The organism is Coleofasciculus sp. H7-2 (genome assembly GCF_042747725.1).
Lineage (GTDB): Bacteria > Cyanobacteriota > Cyanobacteriia > Cyanobacteriales > FACHB-T130 > FACHB-T130.
Map to the genome: position 1 here is coordinate 37,441 of NZ_JBHZGO010000001.1, position 17,091 is coordinate 54,531.

The window sequence follows — 17,091 nt, forward strand, 5'->3', positions numbered from 1 at the left end:
ACCTGGGTGATTCTACCAAGCATCAGAGCGACGAGAACCGATAGGATCAAAGTGGCGCTTGTGTGAGCGACTTTGATAACAATTGCTGGAAAGAATACAAGATGAACCTGGTTGCACTCCAGAATGGGTTAGATAATATCTCCTTCGCCGTCCTGTTTGCGACGATGCTGATTTACTGGGTAGGGGCAGCTTTCAATCGCATCCCCTATCTGTGGGCTTTATCGACGGCAGGGATGGCGATCGCAAACCTCTGCATTGCCGCCCTACTGGGCGCACGATGGCTGGACTCCGGCTACTTCCCTTTGAGCAATCTCTATGAATCCCTCTTCTTCCTGGCTTGGGGGATTACGACCATCCATCTGATTGCCGAAAATATGAGCAAGAGCCGTTTGGTAGGCGTCGCCACGGCACCGATTGCGATGGCTATCACCGCTTTTGCTGCCTTGACGTTGCCATCTACCATGCAGTCGGCAGAGCCTTTGGTTCCGGCGCTAAAATCTAATTGGCTGATGATGCACGTCAGCGTCATGATGCTCAGCTATGCAGCGCTGATGGTGGGATCGCTGCTGGCGATCGCTTTCTTAGTGGTGAGTGGCGGTCAGAATGTCGAACTCAGAGGCAGTTCTGTGGGAACTGGCGGATTTCGCAGTAAAAATGGTCTGGCACGCCCCTACCGTCTGCAACGCGCCAGCGATCTCGTGCCTCAGCCACAAGGAGCAACCAGCGAGTCATCTGCTGCCGGAACTCGTGTTTTTGAAAGCAATGGCAGCTCTAAAACAGCCGTTCTCGATTTAGTCACCTCCCAACCTTCCCAAGAAGGGGCGATTTCTGAATTACCAACCCTTTCGCCCCAGCGACTGAGCCTTGCCGAAACTCTAGATAACATCAGCTACCGCATCATTGGACTGGGATTTCCCCTGCTGACGATTGGAATTATTGCTGGTGCCGTCTGGGCAAATGAAGCTTGGGGTTCTTACTGGAGTTGGGACCCTAAAGAAACTTGGGCACTGATTACCTGGCTGGTATTTGCCGCCTATCTCCATGCCCGCATCACCAAAGGCTGGCAAGGAAGACGACCGGCAATTTTGGCAGCGACAGGCTTTGTTGTCGTCTGGATTTGCTATCTTGGGGTCAATTTGCTAGGTAAAGGACTCCACAGCTACGGTTGGTTCTTTTGATCTTTTAGTCAATTCGCGAACGGCTTTTAACAATTAGCCATTAGCAATGACTGATGACCAATCACCAATAACGAATAACTCTTTAAACTATCAATTCAACCGGGGGAGATGGTTGTGGATAATCAGTTCGACTCGCTAGTTAAAGGTGAAGTTCTCTCTGTGGATGAGTCTTCCCAAATTTTAATTGGGCACCGCACGTTCAGAGTCGGTGAATTCGCAGAAGCAATCAGAACGCAATTGGAATATGGTTTAGGTGGATGGACAGAAGAAAAGGATGGCTGGTTTAGCGACCAAGGTATTCCTTGCGAAGTGCTGAAATTCGGCTCTAATGGCTGGCAAAAAGGAAAAGTGAGATTTAGCTTGGAATTTTGCCCGGAAGATCCACAGACGCAGCAGCCCTCAACCATTGAAGACGATGAGCCACAAAAGGCACCGATACCAGCCGCCTTCGATGAGGAAGTGTTAGTTGGAGCCGAGGCACCGTTAATCTATGAGGAAGAGCTAATTCTAATAGAGGTGCCAGAATCGGTTTTGGATGAACTGGAATTAGCACCGGAATCAGCCTTCGATGCCGATGAACTGGAATTAGCACCGGAATTAGCCTTCGATGCCGATGAACTGGATCTCACAGGGGAATCAGCCTTCGATGCCGATGAACTGGAATTAGCACCGGAATCAGCCTTCGGTGCCGATGAACTGGATCTCACAGGGGAATCAGCCTTCGGTGCGGAAGATTTGGAACTGGCACCGGAACCATCCTTCGATGCCGATGAGCTGGATCTCACAGGAATGTCAGCCTTCGGTGCGGAAGATTTGGAACTGGCACCGGAACCATCCTTCGATGCGGACGAACTGGATCTCACAGGAATGTCAGCCTTCGATGCCGATGAACTGGATCTCACAGGAGAATCAGCCTTCGGTGCGGACGAGTTGGATCTCACAGGAGAATCAGCCTTTGGTGCGGACGAGCTGGATCTCACAGGAATATCTGAAAAGGAAGAAAACCCATCAGACTCGCTACTTGATGATGTCTGGCAAGACATGAATGAAGCTAGCTGGCGTAACAATCAGTAGGGAAGCGGAAATTGGGTGAGTATTATCGCTCAAAAGCCAACTGATCAGGACTTACGCAAGATCACCACACCTGGGGCAACCACAGGGGGATTGCCCCTACAAAACACTATATGTATAAGCTTTGCGTAAGTCCTGGAATTACAAAAGAAGCGATCGCACTTCAACCGTTTCAACGCCGATTCGCTTCATCAGCCGTCATTGAAAAGTTTTGTCTTCCTTGATTTTGACATTGCATCCACTGAAAGTTTCATGATGACTAACTGCGATACTTTGAAGATGTAGTTAGGAACACATCTGTTGTTTAGGGAGCCATACTCTTTACCCACCGAGGTGATTGTGATGCATCCGCTTCAGTCCCTTGGCAATGTCGATCTGGATTGGACACCGCATCCAGGTAACTATCTCGATCTGCAAGGGAAAACCTACGCCGTTTTAGAACGAGTTGGAAAGGGATCTTTGTTACCAACAAAATTCAGAATTCAGAGGCGATCGCTGCAAGTCTTTTACAACTCAAATCTCAAAACTCTCCAATTTCTCCCCCACTGTTAAGCGAGTCCCATTGGCAAAGTCCCAACCAGACTGAGGGCGCTTTCCAGCCATCTGTATTTCTCGCAACAGCAACAGTCCATCGCCAGTTTGAACAATCGGGCCAAATCCTTTGGCAATGCTCACGACTTCGCCTGGATGTCCCGAACCAGAGGACAAGGAAGACCAATCCGATAGCGCCTTTAATTCTGGGACTATTTGCCAGTAAGCCGATCCCAGAGGGGCAGTCGCGCTGATTTTGAGAGAATTCCCCCGAAATGTCGCCACACAATCCGGGAAAAATCCCCTGACTTGGTTATGTAATGCGATCGCGCTTTTCGACCAATCAAGACAATAATCTGGCTTTTTAATCAGCGGCGCATAAGTCGCCTGCGATTCATCTTGGGGGATCGGTTCAATTTCCTGGCGTTCCAGCTTCAGGAGGGTTTCCACCAATAAATCTGCCCCCAATTCAGAAAGCTTTTGCGCCAAATCTTGAGCATTGTCCAACAGTCCAATCGGCGTATCAGCTTTTAGCAGCACCGCACCCGTATCCATCCCCGCATCCATCAGCATCGTTGCGATCCCCGTTTCTGTCTCGCCATGATAGAGACACCACTGGATGGGAGCAGCACCCCGATACTTGGGTAAGATCGAGCCGTGTACATTGATGCAACCCAATTTGGGCATATCTAGAATTTGTTGGGACAAAATTTGTCCGTATGCCACCACTACAAAAACATCCGCATCTGTCTGTTGTAGCTGAGCAAGCGTTTCCTCGTCTTTTTTAATCCGCTGCGGTTGCCAAACAGGTAGCTGATGCGCCAAGGCTACTGATTTGACTGGAGAAGGCATCATTTGGTTGCCACGTCCCCGGCGTTTATCCGGCTGCGTAACAACGCCTAAAACTTCAAATTCTGAATTAGCGAGTAACCGTTCTAAGGTAGGGACGGCAAATTGTGGGGTGCCAAAAAATATGACTTTCATTTCCTTGGGGAACGGTAATTGGTAATTCAATACGGTTCGGTTAAAAATAATTGTAGGTTGGGTTGAGGAACGAAACCCAACACTTGCTTATGTTTTGTTGGGTAACGTTACCTCAACCATTCCCTACGCGAACTTTGGTGTTCTTCGCTCTAACCGAACCGTATTGATTGGTAAATTGGTATTTATTGAAAAGCAATTTTTCCATTAGCCATTAGCTAGCAAACTAAAAACTAAGGGTTAATAATCGCAATTTCGATACGGCGGTTTCGTTGTCGGTTGATATCGCTATTATTTTCTACTAAGGGAAAAGTTTCGCCGCAACCAACAACAATCATGTGGTATTTTTTCTCCAAAGCAGTGAATAAATATTGTTCAGCAGCTTGGGCGCGTCGGAACGACAGTTCTCGATTGTCCGTGGCTTCACCAATGTCATCGGTGTGGGCGGCAATTTGAATTGTGGCACCTGGGTAGTTACGTAAATCGGCGATGACATTATCCAAAATCGCGGGTGCCTGTGGCAACAGAACGCTATCGCTGTCTTTAAACAATAAGTCGCTAGGCAGAGTGACTTTCAAGGCATCCGATGGTAAAGAAACCCTAGAAGCGGCAGTAAGTTGATTGGGATTGGGAACGCGATCGCCTTGAAGTTGCTGAGAGATTTCTTGTAGCCGCGCGGCTAGGGGTTCGGTGGAACTCTGGCGACCAATTTGGGTTTCCAGCTTGGTCGTGCGATCGCGCAGTGCCTGTAAATCCGCCTGTAACTGTTGCAGTTCTGCTTGCAGTTGCCGTCTTTGATCCGCACTCAGTTCTACTGGCGGACTGGCACTTGTGACAGGCGACGGCTTAAAAGTAGAGGAGGTTGATGTCTCAGATTTGGCGCGGCGCAGCACTTTCACAACTAGGGGCACATCTGGAGTCAGGTCGGGAAAGACACCTGCCAAGACGAGACCGAACAGCCACGCCAAGCCACTTCCCACCCCCAGCAACAGCAGTCGCCAGAGAAAAACCAGTAAAAACCGCCCAATGCCTGTAGATTGGCGAGGGGAAGTGTTATCGGCAAATGGTGCTTCTTGTTTTGTCACCCGTTTTCCCATTTTTATTCAGACAACAGATTAACACTCGATAATGCGATTCAGCTTTTTTCTTTGTCCGAAGCAATAAAAATGGGCGATCGCATTATCAACTTGCGCCAAGAGACGTTTGGGAATACTTTTGGGATATAACCCTACACTGCCGTTGTGATGTTGTTAGGTAGCCCTCAGCCACTATCTAGGCAAGTATGTAGAAATCAGCCAACCTGCCCTCAAGAAAATTTCTTGCCTTAGATTAATTTTTAATCGCTTTTCGACCGTCTTGTGGAAAAATATCATAGCAAGAGCGATAAGGTGTTTCACCCATCAAGCCGGATTCATAGAGATATGATAAATTTTTTTACATCTTTTGTTTTTTTTGACAGGTTTTGTGGCTATACATATAGATATAGGGACGCTGCACTGTTCCTTGGGCGTTACTCCTCACACAAGAAACGCCGTTTAGCAACCCCACCCCCAATCAATGTTCATCCGCCTCTTCCGCTCAGTATGGTTCTCTAGTCAACCATACCTTCCGCTTATTGCGGCTGCGCTGCTGATGGCTCCTAGCTCATTTGCCTTAGCTGGCACGGCTGCGTCTACAACCGCAGGTCCCTCTACCATGCAATATCCGCAAGCCCGAAAGGAATTATCTGAAGCTGCGCCCGACATGACTCAAGCAGTAGTGCAAATCGACCCCCTCGATAGCCCTCATCCCGTTCCGTGGAATTGGGTAATGACCACTTATGCAGAAGTTACCGCCAACGGCGGCACTGGGCTACGCTATTATCGCAGCCCCTCCTTAGTGTCTCCGGATGGTCAGTACGCTGCTTACAGCCGGATTCAGTTGCAGGTGCAGCCGGAGTTGTACCAATGCCGCATTTCCAGCGTGATGTTTGTGGAAAATTTGAGGACAGGGGATTTACGAACGATCTCGGCGTCTTCTCCTTTGGCTGACAATCCCTTTGTCAGTAACGAAGAAGCGGATATGCCGGGGATCATCGCCATCTTGATCCCCATTTCGTGGTCGGCGAAGGGCGATCGCGTCTTAGCACGGCAATTTGAAGGTTTGTTTAGCACGTCCGATGCTTCTGACTATGCCGTTGTTTGGGATCGTCAGCAGAATCGCACTACGACTCTCTCTCCTAACCGCGATGATTACACCAACGCGGTGTTGTTAGGCTGGAGTCACACTAATCCCGACCAAGTTCTGTTTCGAGCAGGCGAATTGGGCGAGGAAGAGTGGCCTTTGTGGGCTGTTGATTTGAATGGTCAAACCGTAGCCGCAATTGAGGATCAACCCCTCATTTTTGGTCAAACGATTACCCATTCTTGGGCAGGGCCACAGGCTCATTTCTAAAGGCACAAGATAAAGGATGAAGGATGAAAAAGATTGAAGGTGACAGAAAAAGTGCTTTGCTAAGACTGTCAGCCGGAATTTCAAACTTCATCCTTCTTTTTTGTCTGATGAATCTAGCTTAGAACTGCCAATAATTATATATTTATAATTAAATTTTGATTAAATTTAAACGATTTAAACGGGTGTTTTTAACAATTATAGTTAGCCTGAGTTTGCTGCTTTTGGGTTCAGGTATTTTTATTTATTATACATTAAAAAAATCTGCTAATAAACACAATTTATCAAATTATGAGATATATCTCAAAAGTCAATTCAATCAACCCAGTTTTTATCCTTCTAATCAAACTATCTCATCCAGTGTTTATCAACCCGTTAGCGTGTGGACGGGACGTCTGATATTGCTACCCAAAGAGCAGCGACAGCCCAAAAGATCGGTACTTTTTGAAGTTTACAATGCCGATACCGCTCATCAGAATCTAGTAGGAAAGATTGTAAATTTAGAGTGGAGCCGGGACTCAGAAGTGCAAAAATTTGTCCGGGCTGTAACGCAAAATGTCAAATTTATTCAGGCAACTGAGGACAGTAAAAAAACTGGAAATTTGCATCCCGACCGATTAAACAACTGGCAAAATGTTGATCCCTTAGAGTCCCTGGCTGGGGCGAGACCTCAAGATGATGTCATTGTGGAACTCAAAAACCCAAGTGTTGTCACCAGCAACAAAAAAGAACGTCCATCTCTGATGATTGCCCAAGAACCTGTACAAATTACGGGTCGCATTTATGCTTTAGTTACGATTATTAAACGGGAAAAAGCAGACAGCGTTAGCGCAGCATCTCCTTCAGAGGGTCGCTTTGTTGTGCGTCACTTTAATAAAAAATCAAAACAATTCGATGGTCTTTTAGAAACGATTCGCATTCCTCAAGTGCCATCTGATCGCAACGGGATTACTCGGTCAACAAATCGAGGAATTGAAAATTCTCCTCTCAATCCAACAGGCTGGTACATTTATGGGACAAAAGATGCCGAGGGAATGTTTGTCACGCAAGCAATTGAACCCCGCGCCCTGATGCGTCTGCAACCGGATGAAGTGCGGTTAAATCAGAAATCTGCTATTTCCTATATCAAAAAAGAACTTTGGAAAGATACTGAAAGTCAAAAAGGAACCGCCAAGATAGTTTTACTCGATCCAAAAAGTCAACAATTTGACCAGGCGGTATCGAAATGGCGTGAGGGAGATAAAGCAATTGTCCTTCATACATACGGTGGAATTGGGGGTAAAAAACCCGAAGCCGAACCGCTGGGTGTAGTTACGGGACACTTTGCTTATGGAATTGCGACTGTCGTGCGCGATCGCTTCACGAATGAGTTACGCTTTGACATCGAGTACCGACAAGTTTACGCCCATAATCCCGATGGCATTATTGCTGGGACAATGAAATGGTCTACTTACATGGGAGATTTGCAGCGGGGTTGGCTGGGAAATCGACCTGTATCCGATGTGATTGTCAAGCTAGATGCTGTGACGCAAGATTATAATTTTGATGGCATCCAACTGTCACCCATGAAGGAATTTATGCGCCAGTTGGATATCATGATGGCACGCTACCGGATTGGGGATGGAACGGGTAGTTCAGTGGTGACACCCTCCACTTCTTGCGTACAAGATGCTAACCAAGCGCTTTTTGTGACGATTAAGCAGGTAGAGAAACAGGTGGCGTCCAATCCCCGGATTCAAGAGTGGTTGCGGCGTCATCCCACAGACGCCCAAACCTTACGATTTCAGCAACTCGTGAAACTAGGGCGATCGCTTGAAAAGCAATTAGCACCTTTAGGAATTATTCGTTCCGATTGGCAAGAAAACGCTGAGAATTTAGCAGGAACTAGGACAGCGGACGGCACGATTACCACTATCCTTAAGGCAGCAACAACTTGGCGAACTATGTTACCGCGACGGGCGCATGATGAAATTGCCACTATTTTGTTGAAAAATGGTGCCACTTTGTGGGTAATTCGGACTAACCAAGTGGGGGGATTTAATCCAGATATTGTACCTCGTGCCCCTACGGCACTTTTAGGTCATCGCACTCGTTGAATGTTCCTGATTAGTAAGAGATTTTTTTACGAACCGCCAAGAACGCCAAGAGCGCCAAGGAAGAGAAAGAAGAGGATTTTACAATTGATGCCAGGATTGGTATATAGATAGGGTTAATCTGAATGCGATCGCTACTCGTCTTCTTTATTTGTGGGATTGTTAAGGTGCTTCTGCTCAATCTCTTCTAAAGCTTTTCGAGGATCGCGGCGGCGGCGACGATACCAAGTCGCACCCCCAATCAGCATCGCAATTAATAGCAAGGCACCAATTAAGGGCAAGAAATCACCCGTTTTTAGCGCCCGTAAGCCGTAACTACCTAACATTACAAATGGCAACACTCCCGGAATGGTTCCGAGAATAGTTCCTAACAGATAATCCCGAAAGCGAATTGAAGTCAAACCAGCGGCAAAGTTAACTAAGCCGTAAGGAATAACTGGTTGTAGGCGGATGGCAAACATATAGAATAAGCCACCCTGAATCATCTCCGCATCAATCGCTTGCAAGCGTCCAGACAGCTTTTGGGCGACAAATTCACGCCCCACAGTGCGGGTAAAGGCAAAAGCCACCACAGCAGCAATCACGGCGGCAATACTCGTCCAAAGCGTCCCCAACCAAGGGCCAAAAATCGCGCCGCTGGTGAGATTTAGCGCTGTTGAAGGCAAGATTAACAGTGTCGCCACGCTGTAGAAAACGATATAAATAATCGGTGCCCAGATGCCAGCTTTATTCAGCCATGTTTGGAGTTGAGCTGGATCGATGCCTCCCAAAAAATATACTGCGAGTCCCGTCGCTACAATGCAGACGGCAGTAAGTAGAAAAATACCGCTTTTAACGTTCAACAAAAAACTCCTTGGTTTTTATAGCAATCCTAAGTGATTCCTAAAATTCTCTTCTTTCTCTTCCTTGGCGTTCTCGGCGTCTAAAGCGCTAACGCGCATGGCTTCGCTAAGGCGGTTCGTCAAAAAAAATATATTACAAATCAAATAGGATTGCTATAGCCATTAATTATTAGTCCTTAGTCATTACTTCTTCGGATATCACTAAAGACTCTTGACTGCTAACTGCTGACTGCTGACTTCTGAAACCATAAGCTTCACGCACCAAATAAAGTGGGCGTCCTTTGACTTCTTCATAGACACGACCGAGATACTCGCCAATGATCCCCAATGTCACTAGCTGGATGCCCCCCAGAAATAACACCGCCACCATTATGGAAGCATAACCTGGAACATCAATCCCATAAATTAAAGTACGAATTAATAAAAAGGTAGCGTAAACAAATGACACAAAAGATATCGTAACGCCCACGTAACTCCATACTTTCAAAGGGAGAAAACTAAAGGAAGTAATCCCATCTAGGGCAAAGTTCCAAAGACGCCAATAATTCCACGTCGTAGTTCCCTTATAACGTGGGGGACGATCAAATAAAACAGAGGTTTGCTTGAAACCCACCCAAGCAAATAGTCCTTTCATAAATCGGGTTCGTTCTGGCAGTAGCTTGATGGCTTCTACCACACGCCGATCGAGCAACCGAAAGTCTCCGGTATTGCGGGGGATGGGGACGCGACTCATCTTACCAATTATCTGATAGAAAGCGTTGGCTGTAGAGTTTTTCAGCCAACCTTCATCACGCGATCGCCTAGTCGCATAAACGACATCATAGCCTTCGCGCCATTTGTCTACCAGTTCCTTAATTAACTCTGGCGGATCTTGCAAGTCGGCATCAATCGGGACTACGGCAGCACCCACAGCATAGTCGAGTCCGGCACTGAGGGCGACTTCTTTGCCAAAGTTGCGGGACAAGTTGACGACTTTAATCACTGGGTTACGATGATGATGCTCAATTAGACACTCCAGGGTACTGTCCTTACTGCCATCATTGACACAAACAATCTCGTAGGTCGTCTTCATGGTTTCCAGCACCGATAGGAGTCGCTCAAACAAGTAGTCAATATTGTCCTCCTCGTTGTAAAGCGGCACTACCACAGAGAGTTCTACTGGGTCAATATCTAAGGACATAAAAAAACAAAGACAAGCTAATATATGTCAAGTTTCACCTAACTTGACTGCACTTTAACCTAAATTCTAATTTCGTCAATATTATGAGCCGAAGCTTCACAGTTCCTAAGTCATCGCGGCGCTGGTTGTCGCTGGAGATGTTGCTCCTGGGCGCGATCGCGATCGCAGTTTTGTTAAGAATTATCTACCTGGGCAGCCGAGAATTTTGGTACGACGAAGTTTTATCCCTGATCCTCGCCAACGGTCACGCGGTTGACTATCAAGCTCCGGGAGCGCAACCCGTCAACCTGCGCGACTACACAGCTTTATTGAGCCTACCCCCAGGTAATTTGGTAGGAACGCTCAAAGATGTCTACAAAGGTATCCTGGGCGATGTCCATCCACCGCTTTCTTATTTGAGCCTGCACTTCTGGCTACAGCTATTTGGCAATAGCGAAGCTGCCTTACGAAGTCTGGGCGCGTTGCTGAGTGTAGGTGCGATTGGCGGCGCTTACGGATTGGGACGGTTTGTGATGGGACATCGCGGCGGACTGATCTTCGCCGCCTTACTCGGTACAAATCCTTTCTATTTATTCCATTCTTTGAACGCCCGGATGTATGGCCCGCTGATTTTGTGGACGATTCTCAGCACCTGGGCAATGCTACATCTGGTTGAGGCAAAAGGAGCAAGAGAGAGTGTCCGAGCCTCTGAGGGAGAAATTGAACCAGACCCCACGCCATCACCCCATCATCCCAGCAACCGCTCCTTGATTCTCTGGAGCGCTATTCTGATTGTTTCAATCGCCGCTGGACTGCTGACGCAGTATCTTTTTGTCTACTGGGCGATCGCCCTTGGCATCTTTGTCCTCATCTTTGACCGGCGTCGGTGGTGGCAGCAGGGATTGCGTTTGGGGGCGGGTGTGTTGCTGTGGATGCCTTGGTTTATTTGGGGAACTCGGAAACAGGGGCGTCTGGGTGAAGTGGGGAATCAGTTTTCCAAAGGAAATCATTTCGCAGACGTTACCCAAACGTTGAGCAGTCACTTGTTATTGGGAGATTGGGTGGGAGATGTTGTCAAAACTCCAGCGGAAATGGCGATCGCCACTGTGGCAGGCTGCCTGATAATTTTGTTGCTAGTGGGGTGTACCCTTAGCTTGTGGCGGCAAGCAGAGCGTCGCACCTTGCTCATGGCTTTGTCACTGGGAATTCTGCCCCTGTTCATCGCATTTGCGGTGGATATCCTCACCGGCAAGTACACCATTGGCTTTGGCGGCGGCAGGGCACTGATTTTTATTCTGCCCGGATGCTTGCTATTAATCGCTTTATGGCTGGAACGGGCGGCGGGGCGCTGGCGCGGAGTGGCAGCAGTGGGTTTGCTGCTGTTGTATCTGAGCATTAGCATCGGTGACTTCAGCACTAGAAACCGCTTGATGTTCCATCAGATAGCAGATTTGATTCAACAGGAACCCACAACGCCAACTTTAATCGCGATGAACTCCCGCGCTTGGGGTCACATTCTGCGTTTGGCTTATTACCTTCCTCCCACTGCCCCAGTTCAGCTATTAGCACAGCATCCTGCCGACCTTGCGCCTGCTTTAGAAAAAGTTCTGACAAGCGGACAAGCAGCGCAATATCCTCGCATTCTCTGGTTAAACAGCGCCCGTCCTGTGAATAAGGCTCCCAAAACGGAGGCTGAAAAACAGCAAATTCAACAGGAAATCCAGCGAGTTTTGAAATCTCGTTACCAGCTAGCGACAACGCAGCAGCTATCGGGCACAACGATTCTGGATGAGTTTGCAGTCAATGTTTACACGAATCGGAATCTCTAATTTTTGGGCCATTGCCAGTTAAAACGATTCCATTCGTAAATGCCTTGAATCTCATACTCGCTGCCATTCTCAAAGCGGATAATGCAATTGGTATGAGAGCGATCGCCCTCTGTTATCTCGTAAACCCCAACTACTATACAGGGAAACCATTCGCGGCTACAGGGGCCGTTTTCTTGCACCCACTCCCACAGACCATTAGAAACCTCAATGCGATCGCCCACTTTTAGCTTTAACCCTTGCTTGCCCTCCCGCTCATAATACTCAGCCAGATGAACCGGCTGAATGCGATAAAGCCACCCAAAGCCATAGCGATCGCGTAGAAATTGCATCGCTCCAGAATCTTGACTATTCAGCCAGTCATTCAGTAATGTAATTTTCCAAGAGCGATTTTGTCTTTCTTGTTCCTTGACAAATTGCAGTAAAGCTTGGATTTGTTCTGGTGTCAGTTCCTCTAGAGGATTCGCACCATCGGCATTTTCATCACCACTCGCCGGATTCTCCTTTTGGGCACCCAGCAGTTCCTTGACTACAACTTGCAGCAAAATTTGTTTCTGCCTGTCACTTAGAGGACACACAGCCTCCTCACATTGACTAAATGCTGCTTGCAGTGCGGCTTCAATCTCAGATGGGGTCACGATCAATCCCTTCCTTGGAGTAGATCGCCACACAGCAGAGCTATCTCGGTGATTCTGAGTGGTAATGCCCAGACTTAGAGCGCTCATTAAGGGCGATCACCTATTATCGCAGAATTGTCAAGACACCTCGAAGCTCCTGTTTGACTAGATTCGCGGTAAGCTGAGGGGTGAAGTTCCCAAAAAACCTGAAGTCATGGTGCGGTTTATGCGATTTCGAGCCGTGTCTATTTTTTTCATCTCCTGCCTCATCGGAGTCGTGAACTTGCTGTTTACTCCTCCCGCTTTGGCATTGACACAGATTAAACTGTCTGAAATTTCCTACCATGACTGCCCACCTGAGCTAGCAGATGGGGCGGTTATGAGTACCGGCGCTTCCAGAGCCGCTAGTTGCTATATTGTTACTGGCAAAGCCCAAAATGACTCTGGTAAATATGTCTACAACGCCGATATTTTTGGTCGCATTTACGATGCCAATGGCGACTCGGTGATGCAAAACCGAACGCGCCTGGGTTCAATAGAAGAAGTGCCGCCTGGAGTCAGCGATTTTGAACTCAGAATCTCGGTTTCTGCAAATCAACCGACACCATTGCAGCTCAAGCAATTCAAAGCCGCCGGATTTAACGGCACAGTCCGCCGCTAACACCTGATGCAAGGATTTTAGATTATAGATTCGCTCCAAAATCTAAATCTAAAATCCAAGGTATCCTAAAAACCAGGACTGAATTGAATGCTGGAGAACAATCCAGCCAGAATTTGCAGCACAAAAATCGCTAAAATCGGGGAGATATCCAGACCACCCAGCGGCGGAATAATCGAGCGAAAAAGGTTGAGGTAAGGGTCTGTAATTGGACTCAAGGTGGAAGCTATCTGGTTCATCCAGTTGACTGTGGGAAACCAAGTTAAAAGAATCCGCACAATCAATATAAACATATAGATGTTCAGAAAGGTGGAGATCGTATTGATCAGTAATTCAGCTGAAGAATTCATCGGTGTTGAAGGTTCCTTTTTAAAATTGGTGAACGCTAGAAACTTGAAGTTAGTTTAACGGATTTACCGGATTGAAGCTTAGGCATCTTGGTTAAGCGATGTTCCTAGGGAACGACCCCTTTCAGAAATTCGTGCTGTATCTGGGGAAGAGAATCGCTCCCGCTCTATTTCCGCACCCTTTCCATTTACAGTGCCTAGCTGAGTCCGGACTTCATCAATTGCCGCATTTAACTGGGCAATTTTATCCTCTAAGCCTCGCCGTGCAAATTCAATACTCTCTGAATCCTTGAGCTGACGCTTTTTCCCCTTGCTTGGCTTCGCTTCTGACGAGCCAGGATTGAGCAGAGAGGCATCAGTTGTGTCAGTTTCGGACGCGCGTCCAGAAGCAATCAGCGCCCCGACAATTCCACCGACTAGACCGCCAACTATCGTTCCAGCCAGAAATCCGCTGCCAAAACTATCGCGCTGACTCATCTTAAATTACCGTTGTTTTTTTTCTTGTTGCAACTGTTTTCAGGTTAACTTTTAGCTGACCTTGATGCCTACCAGTCTACGGAGTCAGATGTTCAGTTGTCAGTCGTCCTAAGTAAGAAATCTTTGTTCGTCCTTCATCTTTCATGCCTCATCTTTTGAATATCGCCTCAGGTGCCAAACGTGCGATCGCCTGCATCTCCCAATCCCGGTACAATATACCCGTGGCTGTTCAAACCCTCATCAATCATTGCCGTATAGACAATCAAACCCGGATACGCTACAGAAAGCTGTTGCAGGGCGGGTGGCGCTGCTACAACCGAAATAATCCGCGTTAAAGCTGGGTCAACGCCTCGCTGAGTCAGTTCGGCGATCGCCCTCATCATGGTTCCACCCGTCGCTAGCATCGGGTCACAAATTAAAACCCGCGTTTGAGGGTCAAGCCGTTCCGGCAATTTATTCAGATAACAGCTAACTTCCAGGGTTTTCTCATCCCGCACCAAACCGATATGGTAAATGGACGCCAAAGGCAGCAACGTCTGCGCCCCGTCTAATAACCCCAATCCTGCCCGTAAAATCGGCACCACAACCAGCGGCACCTCTGGATTGATAAATGTAGCAGGACATTCAGCCAGTGGCGTCTGTACGGTTGTTTCTATCGTAGGCAACCATTCTCGAATTGCCTCATAAGTCAGCCAGCGTCCCAGTTCCGTCATCGCGCTTTTAAACAACACCGATGGCGTCGCCGCATCACGAGCAACAGCCAGCCAGTGTTTAATCAGTGGATGGGGAGGAACATAGACACGCAGTTGGAGAGTCATAGTTGCTATTTTGATCAGATGCTAGCTCAAAGACCTGACCTATCATAGAACCTCCTGGGATGTCTGGAAACCCAGATTGATTGTGGGTTCGGTTTCTTTGTCGCCAAACCCAATGCCAAAAGCATTTGTCGGGTCACGAAAAGCGCCCAGTTCCAACCAGCTTGGTTTTTTCTATTGAGAATTACTTGCAACAGTATTGACATATATTTTCAACAAGACTATATTTATTTTCAGTGTTCTCCTCTCATTAAGGATCGGCAGGTGGGGCTGGTTAGCAGTAGCAAGCTAGTCCCATTTTTTTTTAGAGGCAAGACGCAAGCCCAGTAAAAGCGCCCTTTAGCTCATGCAGCTTGGTGGGATAAATTCAGCACCAAAGGGATTGAGTTATTGGTTGAGTTGTTGGCAGCGAGGCATTTTTGTGTTAATCCCTTAGGGATTGACATGAGTAAAATTTTCGCTTACTGCTGCCCCATGCCTTCAACTACCGTTAAATCTCCAACTGCACCAACGTTTGATGCCATCGTGATTGGCTCTGGAATTGGCGGACTGGTGACAGCAACCCAACTGGCGGCGAAAGGCGCTAAAGTTCTTGTACTGGAGAGCTACTTAATTCCAGGTGGCAGTGCCGGATACTTTGAGCGGCAGGGGTATCGATTTGACGTTGGGGCGTCGATGATTTTTGGGTTTGGCACTCAGGGCACCACCAACCTGCTCACCCGCGCTCTAGACGCTGTGAATGTCAGCCTGGAAACCATCCCCGACTCCGTCCAGATTCACTACCATCTTCCCGCCGGTTTGGATCTAAAAGTTCATCGCCATTATGAGAAATTTTTGCAAGAACTAACTGCCTACTTCCCCCACGAACGGGAAGGGATTCGTCGCTTCTACGACGAATGCTGGAAAGTTTTCAACTGCCTAAATGCGATGGAATTGCTGTCGTTGGAAGAACCCCGGTATCTGACACGGGTGTTTTTTCAGCATCCCTTCGCCTGTCTCGGCTTGGTGAAGTACCTGCCCCAAAATGCTGGTGATATTGCGAGGCGGTACATCAAAGACCCGCAGCTGCTGAAGTTTATAGACATGGAGTGCTACTGCTGGTCAGTTGTCCCCGCTGACCGGACACCCATGATTAATGCAGGGATGGTATTCTCAGACCGGCACTACGGCGGCATTAACTATCCTAAAGGTGGTGTGGGACAAATCGCGCAAAAACTGGCGGAGGGACTGGAAAAAGCTGGGGGACAGATTCAGTACAAAGCCAAGGTAACGAAAATTATCACCCAAAAGGGTCGAGCGGTAGGCGTCGAGTTGGCAAATGGAAAAGTCTATGGCGCTAAGCGGATTATTTCCAATGCGACGCGCTGGGATACTTTCGAGAAGTTACTGCCAGCGAAAGAGATGCCAGCGGCTGAGAAGAAGTGGCAAAATCGTTATCAAAAATCACCGGGTTTCTTGAGTTTGCACTTGGGAGTTAAGGCAGACGTGCTGCCGATTGGTACGGACTGTCACCACATTTTGCTGGAAGATTGGCAGAAGATGGAAGCGGCGCAAGGCACGATCTTTTTGTCGATTCCTACCTTACTCGATCCAGATTTAGCACCAGAAGGCTATCACATTCTGCACGCATTTACACCTGATTGGATTGAAAATTGGCAGGGACTTTCTTCTAGCGAATATGACCAGAAAAAGGAAGAGACAGCAGGACGAATCATTGAGCGGCTAGAGAAGATTTTTCCTGGTTTAGATGCGGGGTTAGATTATCTGGAAGTAGGGACGCCCCGCACGCATCGGCGCTTTTTAGGTCGTGCAGATGGCACGTATGGCCCAATTCCCAGAAGCAAGTTATTAGGATTATTAGGAATGCCATTTAATCGAACTGCGATTTCAGGACTTTATTGTGTGGGAGACAGTACGTTTCCAGGGCAGGGTTTAAATGCGGTGGCATTTTCGGGGTTTGCTTGTGCCCATCGCGTGGCGGTGGATTTGGGGTTGTAGGGGCTTTATCGAACTGTTCCAGAACGCAGAGTAACAGAGGAACAGAGCGATCGATCCTTTATCAACAG

Annotated in this window: 16 protein-coding genes; 8 read left to right on the forward strand and 8 right to left on the reverse strand. The window is 47.8% G+C overall.

The features are described 5' to 3' along the window. Positions 1-101: 101 nt before the first annotated feature. The 3 genes from ccsB (at position 102) to ACFW2W_RS00200 (ending at position 2,801) form a co-directional block, all read left to right on the forward strand. On the forward strand, positions 102-1,178 hold the full coding sequence (ccsB, locus tag ACFW2W_RS00190) for a c-type cytochrome biogenesis protein CcsB (RefSeq protein ID WP_378171784.1): 1,077 nt from the start codon (positions 102-104) through the stop codon (positions 1,176-1,178). 114 nt (positions 1,179-1,292) lie between these two features. Then, the gene (locus ACFW2W_RS00195) at positions 1,293-2,252 is read left to right on the forward strand and encodes a KGK domain-containing protein (protein ID WP_378171786.1); all 960 of its coding nucleotides are present in this window, start codon (positions 1,293-1,295) and stop codon (positions 2,250-2,252) included. 297 nt (positions 2,253-2,549) lie between these two features. Then, positions 2,550-2,801, forward strand: coding sequence for a hypothetical protein (locus ACFW2W_RS00200; protein ID WP_378171788.1), 252 nt, complete (start codon positions 2,550-2,552; stop codon positions 2,799-2,801). On the opposite strand, the gene fmt is transcribed toward ACFW2W_RS00200, so the two are convergent. Both fmt and ACFW2W_RS00210 read right to left on the reverse strand, forming a co-directional pair. After that, the gene (gene fmt / locus ACFW2W_RS00205) at positions 2,763-3,764 is read right to left on the reverse strand and encodes a methionyl-tRNA formyltransferase (RefSeq protein ID WP_378171790.1); all 1,002 of its coding nucleotides are present in this window, start codon (positions 3,762-3,764) and stop codon (positions 2,763-2,765) included. The two genes, ACFW2W_RS00200 and fmt, sit on opposite strands and share 39 nt — an antisense overlap. Positions 3,765-3,994: 230 nt before the next feature. Continuing rightward, entirely contained in the window at positions 3,995-4,846 is an 852-nt protein-coding gene (locus tag ACFW2W_RS00210; RefSeq protein WP_378171792.1) for an OmpA family protein, read from the reverse strand. Positions 4,847-5,393: 547 nt separating this feature from the next. On the opposite strand from ACFW2W_RS00210, the gene ACFW2W_RS00215 reads away from it, so the two are divergent. Beyond that, a complete protein-coding gene (locus tag ACFW2W_RS00215; protein ID WP_378171794.1) occupies positions 5,394-6,194 on the forward strand; it encodes a hypothetical protein in 801 nt (266 codons plus the stop codon). Between the two features lie 182 nt (positions 6,195-6,376). Beyond that, a complete protein-coding gene (locus ACFW2W_RS00220) occupies positions 6,377-8,287 on the forward strand; it encodes an abortive infection protein (RefSeq protein WP_378171796.1) in 1,911 nt (636 codons plus the stop codon). A gap of 131 nt (positions 8,288-8,418) precedes the next feature. Here the strand turns inward: ACFW2W_RS00220 and ACFW2W_RS00225 are convergent, their stop codons facing one another. Together ACFW2W_RS00225 and ACFW2W_RS00230 are read right to left on the reverse strand one after the other, a co-directional pair. Further along, entirely contained in the window at positions 8,419-9,129 is a 711-nt protein-coding gene (locus tag ACFW2W_RS00225) for a TVP38/TMEM64 family protein (RefSeq protein ID WP_378171798.1), read from the reverse strand. Between the two features lie 166 nt (positions 9,130-9,295). After that, complete coding sequence (locus tag ACFW2W_RS00230) at positions 9,296-10,306, reverse strand: glycosyltransferase family 2 protein (RefSeq protein WP_378171800.1); 1,011 nt, start codon at positions 10,304-10,306, stop codon at positions 9,296-9,298. Positions 10,307-10,389: 83 nt separating this feature from the next. Here ACFW2W_RS00230 and ACFW2W_RS00235 point away from each other — a divergent pair, with 83 nt between their 5' ends. Then, positions 10,390-12,114 (forward strand): glycosyltransferase family 39 protein, encoded by a 1,725-nt coding sequence (locus ACFW2W_RS00235; RefSeq protein WP_378171802.1) that lies wholly within the window; start codon positions 10,390-10,392, stop codon positions 12,112-12,114. On the opposite strand, the gene ACFW2W_RS00240 is transcribed toward ACFW2W_RS00235, so the two are convergent. Next, on the reverse strand, positions 12,111-12,749 hold the full coding sequence (locus tag ACFW2W_RS00240; protein WP_378171804.1) for a hypothetical protein: 639 nt from the start codon (positions 12,747-12,749) through the stop codon (positions 12,111-12,113). The genes ACFW2W_RS00235 and ACFW2W_RS00240 overlap by 4 nt on opposite strands. 205 nt (positions 12,750-12,954) lie before the next feature. Here ACFW2W_RS00240 and ACFW2W_RS00245 point away from each other — a divergent pair, with 205 nt between their 5' ends. Further along, on the forward strand, positions 12,955-13,389 hold the full coding sequence (locus ACFW2W_RS00245; RefSeq protein WP_378171839.1) for a hypothetical protein: 435 nt from the start codon (positions 12,955-12,957) through the stop codon (positions 13,387-13,389). Between the two features lie 65 nt (positions 13,390-13,454). On the opposite strand, the gene ACFW2W_RS00250 is transcribed toward ACFW2W_RS00245, so the two are convergent. The 3 genes from ACFW2W_RS00250 to upp form a co-directional block, all read right to left on the reverse strand. After that, positions 13,455-13,736 carry a YggT family protein gene (locus ACFW2W_RS00250; RefSeq protein WP_378171807.1) on the reverse strand — a complete coding sequence of 94 codons (282 nt, stop codon included), beginning with the start codon at positions 13,734-13,736 and terminating at the stop codon, positions 13,455-13,457. A gap of 78 nt (positions 13,737-13,814) precedes the next feature. Continuing rightward, positions 13,815-14,210, reverse strand: a complete 396-nt coding sequence (locus tag ACFW2W_RS00255; RefSeq protein ID WP_378171809.1) for a hypothetical protein — start codon at positions 14,208-14,210, stop codon at positions 13,815-13,817. Between the two features lie 167 nt (positions 14,211-14,377). Continuing rightward, the gene (gene upp / locus ACFW2W_RS00260) at positions 14,378-15,028 is read right to left on the reverse strand and encodes a uracil phosphoribosyltransferase (RefSeq protein ID WP_378171811.1); all 651 of its coding nucleotides are present in this window, start codon (positions 15,026-15,028) and stop codon (positions 14,378-14,380) included. Positions 15,029-15,499: 471 nt separating this feature from the next. Between upp and crtH the strand changes: the two genes are divergently transcribed. Then, positions 15,500-17,023 carry a carotenoid isomerase gene (gene crtH / locus ACFW2W_RS00265; protein WP_378171841.1) on the forward strand — a complete coding sequence of 508 codons (1,524 nt, stop codon included), beginning with the start codon at positions 15,500-15,502 and terminating at the stop codon, positions 17,021-17,023. Positions 17,024-17,091 lie beyond the last annotated feature (68 nt).